The sequence below is a fragment of the Nostoc sp. LPT genome (assembly GCF_017115165.1).
In the GTDB taxonomy this organism is placed as follows: domain Bacteria; phylum Cyanobacteriota; class Cyanobacteriia; order Cyanobacteriales; family Nostocaceae; genus Nostoc.
In genome coordinates this window covers 1-5,788 of the sequence record NZ_JABXKF010000155.1, presented here as the reverse complement: position 1 = coordinate 5,788, position 5,788 = coordinate 1, and the positions used below count along the sequence as shown (strand labels likewise).

The window sequence follows — 5,788 nt, the reverse complement described above, 5'->3', positions numbered from 1 at the left end:
TGCTAGATGCAAGTTTTCAGCTTACCTGCTTTGTATACCAATTAGATAGCTAGGGGTGCGGGTCATTCCCCAAGCACTTTGTGAACTATCTTTATTGCGTGGGTTTGAGGATATTGAGGTACTCAACGTCTTGGCGAACCGCTTTGTGCAACAAGAATTTGCTCCAGGTGAGGTCATTGTAGGGGAAGGTCAACCAGCCGACCAAGTGTTATTAATTGCTCATGGTAAAGTTAATAAGCTGAAGGCAGGAAAATATGAGGCGGAAGCTTTACGGGATATCTTAGCTGAAGGCGATTGTTTTGGTGGCGAAGCTATAGTTCTATCTCAGGACACTTGGGAGGTTAGCCTCAGAGCTGTTACACGTTGCATAGTTTTGTCTTTGCCAATACAGGCGTTTCGGGAGTTAATGAACCAATCTGAAGCGTTGCAGATTCAGGTCGATCGCTTTAGAGCTATGTTGAGCAAACCCCAAGATAGGCATAATCAAGCGGAGATTATCATGTCTGCCGGTCATAGTCCAGAAACTGAGTTACCCAGGACATTTGTTGATTATGACTTGAAGCCACGGGAGTATGAGTTAAGCGTCGCTGAAACCATTTTACGGGTGAATACGCGAGTTGCTGACATCTACAACGAACCCATGAACCAGACGGAGCAACAATTACGGCTGACTATCGAAGGGTTGCGGGAACGGCAAGAATACGAAATGCTGAATAATCCTGATTTCGGGTTGTTGCATAATGCTGATCTTAAGCAACGCATCTTTACCCGCACCGGGCCACCGACTCCAGATGATTTTGATGAATTGCTCTCTCGGCGGCGCAAATCCCATTTTTTCCTCGCTCATCCTCGCGCGATCGCTGCTTTTGGCCGGGAGTGTAACCGTCGTGGCATCTATTCCCCAAGCAGGGAGGTCAATGGAAAGATTGTACCTGCATGGCGCAACTATCCGATTTTTCCTTGTAACAAAATTCCGATCACCAAGCAGGGTACTAGCTCTATTTTGGTACTCCGTGTCGGAGAAGAAAACCAAGGGGTGATAGGTTTACATAAAACGGGTATCCCTGATGAATACCAGCCCAGCTTGTCTGTCAAATTCATGGGTATCAACGAAAAAGCTGTCATTTCTTATCTTGTCAGCGCCTACTACTGTGCAGCCATTCTCATCCCCGATGCACTCGGCATCCTTGAAGACGTGGAAATTGGGCGCTGAGGGAAGGGTAATACCGTTTCACTTTAAGGTTGATACAAATAGGAGGCAGGGGAGCAGGGGGAAAAAGGCTTTTCCTATTTTTGCATAGATTACGGTAATTATAAGTAATCAAACAAACATGATATTAATTCCTAAAACAGCGTTGTTTAATAGTTCCTCTCAGCCAGATTTTGTCGATTAGGTGTAGTACTGTAATTTTGAAGATAAATATTTATGGTGAATACTCAAATCTTTGAATGGTCATCTGTTAAAGAAACTACTTTTGACCTTAAAGCCTATTTATCAGAACGGCGATCGCAAGTTGAAGCAGCGCTTGAACAGTCAATTACTGTAGTCTATCCAGAAATACTCTACGAATCTATGCGCTATTCCCTGCTGGCTGGAGGAAAGCGCCTACGCCCGATTCTATGTCTTGCCGGTTGTGAACTTGCTGGAGGCACTATCGAGATGGCGATGCCTACTGCTTGTACGCTGGAAATGATTCACACCTTTTCTCTAATCCATGACGACTTACCTGGAATGGATAATGATGACTATCGACGCGGAAAGTTAACTAACCATAAAATTTATGGCGAAAACATTGCCATTCTAGCTGGTGATGCACTTTTAGCCTATGCCTTTGAGTTTCTTGTGGTTCAAACCAAAAGAGTTGCTGCCCAGCATTTGTTGCAGGTTGTTGCTAAGTTGGCTCATGCAGTAGCAGCAACAGGTCTAGTTGGCGGTCAAGTTGTTGATTTACAATCTGAGGGATTGCAGAATATTGACATCGAAACCCTCAACTTTATTCATGCCCACAAAACTGGTGCTTTATTGGAAACGTCTGTTTTATCAGGAGCACTATTGGCGGGAGTGGACAATAAAATTCTGCTGCCGCTTTCTCACTATGCTCGCAATATTGGTCTAGCTTTCCAAATTATTGATGATGTGCTTGATATGACTGGTACTCAGGAGGAACTCGGTAAAACTCCGGGCAAAGATCAAAAGGCGGGGAAAGTGACTTATCCCAGTTTGTGGGGTATTGAGGAATCAAAACTCAAAGCGCAAAAATTGGTTGACTCAGCAAAAGCAGAATTAGTTTGCTTTGGCGAAAAGGCCCAACCTCTAATGGCGATCGCAGACTATATCACAGCTAGAACACATTAGTTAGCGCTCACTCTGCCAAGTTTTTTAACTTTCTATGGTTCGTAACTGGCTATTTTTTGGGTAAAAGCATATATATGGTACAGGAGCATTGGTGAGAGGTTGAGATAAAAAGCATTTTGTCAATCGGTTAAAATACTCAAAATAGTCTTAATCAGAATGATCATCGTGTGCGGGGAAAGGGGGAGGAGGCGAGCGACGCTCGCCTCCTCCCCCTCAATTTGATTATCATTATCTTTAAGGTTTTTCACAACTTAAAATAGGGTATGAAACAGTATTGTAACGAGAGAATAACTTTGTCAAAAGAGGGTTAGTGTCGCAAATGAGAAAGGCAAAGCGGATGACCCGATTAAGTACTTCGCTTCCCCAGAGAATCAAGACTTAGGCGTAGTTAAATATCTCCGAAACCAGTCTCCAGGCTGAATTTATCCGCTTTTCCTGCACCCTCTTGACAAAAGTGCAATTACCTTAACCTTTCACAGATGCTGTGAGGGTTGGCAGCTTGCAAAAGAGACTTAACAGGAAAAGTCAGATGCATTAACAATGTGAGCCGATGCATTCGCATTGCGGGTGAAGTTTTGATATCTACTTCATGCACTGGAAACCGCTATAAAAGAATACGGCAACAGAAATTGACCTTTGAGAGTCTTGAAAAAATAGGTTTTAAAACCCTTAGTATTTAACTATATAATTCGATACACGTTGTCCATAATTATTTGAGTTGAGATCGATTATTATCGCAAATTAAAGGCTTTAAGACCGAACGTTAACACGTAGCTCAGAGTTAGAGCCACTTCGCCTTTGCTCAGTTACCCTGTGGTAAGCAAGTTACAGTCGGAGTTTAAATCCCTGTCTGAAACTTTTTTGAATTTTGAATTTGTTCATCTACTGGTAGGTATGTCTAACTGTCCCTTGAACGTTGCAAGATCAACATTATTTTGGCGGCGCTTATGCGCTGTTGTTTTTACTAGTAGTTTGTTGCTCCCAAACTTGGGAAGCGAACCAGCAAGGGCGCAAGTAACTGAGTATTGTCAGTTATCATCAGCGGCGGCGCAACAAAAAGAAAACTTGCGTTTGTTAGCGCTCAAAGGCAAACAAGATGCTCAAACGCGCTACCAAAGCATAATACAAGAACAAGCACAGAAATTAAAGGAATGTCGCTCTCGGACTTGGCCGCAAACCCAAGCCATTTGGTTACGCTTGTATCCCTGCGACATTCAGCCAGGAATAATCGATCAGATTATGGATCGGATTGTTAATCGTGGCTATAACCAAGTTTATATAGAAGTATTTTACGATGGGCAGGTACTATTACCAGCAAGAGCTAACCCGACGGTTTGGCCTGCTGTGATTCGCACTCCAGGGGCAGAAAATATCGATATACTCGCTACGGCAATTAAAAAAGGTCGGCAACGTGGTTTGAAGGTCTATGCCTGGATGTTTACCACAAATTTCGGCTATACTTACGCCCAGCGCCCAGATAGAGAAAGTGCGATCGCTCGTAATGGCAAAGGTCAAACCAGCCTATATGTGGTAGATAATGGCTCTCAACTATTTATCGATCCCTACAACCTGCAAGCAAAACGCGATTATTACCAATTAGTACAACAAGTTTTGCGCCGTCGCCCAGATGGCTTGCTATTGGATTACGTGCGCTATCCGCGACAAGCAGGAAGTGATTCTATCGCCACCAAAGTTTCAGATTTATGGCTATTTAGTCCCGCAACCCAAGAAGCTTTATTTAAACGGGCACAGAATTACAAAGGGCTGGACTTGATTCGCCGCTTTTTGAGTAGGGGATTCGTCAGCGTCGGAGATGTAGCGGAAGTTGATAAACTTTATCCCCAGGAAGGGGAACCACTGTGGCAAGGACGTACTCTCCCACTAGCGCAAAAGTCAATCCTGTCTGCAACCGATAGACAACCAGTTTTACAATGGGAGTTGTGGCAGCTTGCCGTTGCCCACGCCATGCAAGGAATTCTAGATTTTGTCACCATCGCTAGTTACCCAGCAAAGGAGCAAGGTATTTCTACGGGAGTGGTGTTTTTTCCTGATGGCAACCAAACTGTCGGACAAGGGTATGATTCCCGTTTGCAACCTTGGGATCGGTTCCCCAGTACATTCGAGTGGCATCCTATGGCTTATGGGAATTGCGGTAATGTTAGTTGTATCGTGTCGCAAGTGCAACGGGTTTTGAGTATGGCAAAACCGGGTACGCAGATAATCCCGGCTTTAGCTGGTCAGTGGGGAAAATCTGTCACTAATCGTCCATCCTTAGAAGTGCAAATGCAGGCACTTCGACAATTTGCCCCCCAACTTAAGGGAGTTAGCCACTTTGCCTATTCTTGGCAATATCCTCAGAGTGATAGCGATCGCAAATTCTGTCGAGTTAAGTAAACTTTTTGGAGAATTAGTGAAAAGGGATTGAATTTCCCTTTCAACTTTCAACTTATAGAATCACCCACTTTACAAATTCATACCAAATATAGTGAACACATTCATAACTACAGCTTAAGTATAGTGTGCAGCGAGTCGTTGGAATGCCGACGGTGTTGGACTATCTGCGAGGTGCTGGCGTATCATCTCGGCACACGCACCTGGGCTTAATAAAGAGGTATCAACTTCAAGGTCATAGATACCAGGGATGTGAACTTCACGTTGCCATAACTGAACTGGATGTGGTATAGGAGAGTCGGCTGTACTTCCCACGTTCCACCCCGTGTTTTGTCGTCGTTCCATAACAATCTCGATGGGGCAGTGAACGCCTACAAACAAGACTGGTAATCCTTTCAAACGTCGGGCACTATCAGCCAGAATGCCCCGCTTCATTGCGTAGGCGTCATGGTGTCCGACATCAACCACTACATTTAGACCCAAGCGGCTGTGGGCAGCGATAGACTCATACATGGCGCTGTAAAGAATGGGAACAAGAGGTTCGATGTCCTGCCGTTCTCCCCCTGGCCGCAGACCGATCCCAGGCAAGTATCGTGCGGGAGTCATTTGCATAAACCTATCAACACCCAAATTCATCCATAGACCATCAAATGTCTCCTGAATCACTGCGACAATGCTCGACTTCCCCGATCGCGGAACACCATTCAGGATGATAATCTGTCCTAGCTCCTGTGTCTGCCCCATGATTGCTCCTCACATCCTTAATATCTGTACTTTAGACTAAGAAGCACAAAATGACTCAGGGAAGCTGAGTTGAGAAGAACCAATGCAAAAAATGTAAAAGATGAGAAATCAAGCAGATTTCTGCGCTGATTTATGTGAAGTGGAAGTATGCTTTTTAACAAAAGGATAGCAAATTCTACACATTTAAACAAAAAACGCTCTCCGTAAAAGGAGAGCGTTTTTTGATTTAGCTAAACTTCAGAATTAACCGTTGATAGCAGGAGCAGTTAGAGCTACAGGAGCAAGATCACCAGCAGC

Annotated in this window: 4 protein-coding genes; 3 read left to right on the top strand and 1 reads right to left on the bottom strand. The window is 44.3% G+C overall.

The features are described from left to right. The first annotated feature begins 55 nt into the window (after positions 1-55). The 3 genes from HWQ58_RS29625 (at position 56) to HWQ58_RS29615 (ending at position 4,750) form a co-directional block, all read left to right on the top strand. Entirely contained in the window at positions 56-1,213 is a 1,158-nt protein-coding gene (locus tag HWQ58_RS29625; protein WP_292871037.1) for a family 2B encapsulin nanocompartment shell protein, read from the top strand. A 213-nt stretch (positions 1,214-1,426) separates the two neighbouring features. Further along, complete coding sequence (crtE, locus tag HWQ58_RS29620) at positions 1,427-2,356, top strand: geranylgeranyl diphosphate synthase CrtE (RefSeq protein ID WP_292871035.1); 930 nt, start codon at positions 1,427-1,429, stop codon at positions 2,354-2,356. An 894-nt stretch (positions 2,357-3,250) separates the two neighbouring features. Beyond that, positions 3,251-4,750 carry a family 10 glycosylhydrolase gene (locus tag HWQ58_RS29615; protein WP_292871033.1) on the top strand — a complete coding sequence of 500 codons (1,500 nt, stop codon included), beginning with the start codon at positions 3,251-3,253 and terminating at the stop codon, positions 4,748-4,750. 114 nt (positions 4,751-4,864) lie between these two features. Here the strand turns inward: HWQ58_RS29615 and HWQ58_RS29610 are convergent, their stop codons facing one another. After that, positions 4,865-5,491, bottom strand: coding sequence for a hypothetical protein (locus HWQ58_RS29610; protein ID WP_292871031.1), 627 nt, complete (start codon positions 5,489-5,491; stop codon positions 4,865-4,867). Positions 5,492-5,788: the final 297 nt, after the last annotated feature.

Bases quoted from the DNA above. Each gene is read 5' to 3' on its own strand.
- crtE (WP_292871035.1), top strand. From the start codon at position 1,427: ATGGTGAATACTCAAATCTTTGAATGGTCATCTGTTAAAGAAACTACT.
- HWQ58_RS29615 (WP_292871033.1), top strand. From the start codon at position 3,251: ATGTCTAACTGTCCCTTGAACGTTGCAAGATCAACATTATTTTGGCGG.
- HWQ58_RS29610 (WP_292871031.1), bottom strand. From the start codon at position 5,491: ATGGGGCAGACACAGGAGCTAGGACAGATTATCATCCTGAATGGTGTT.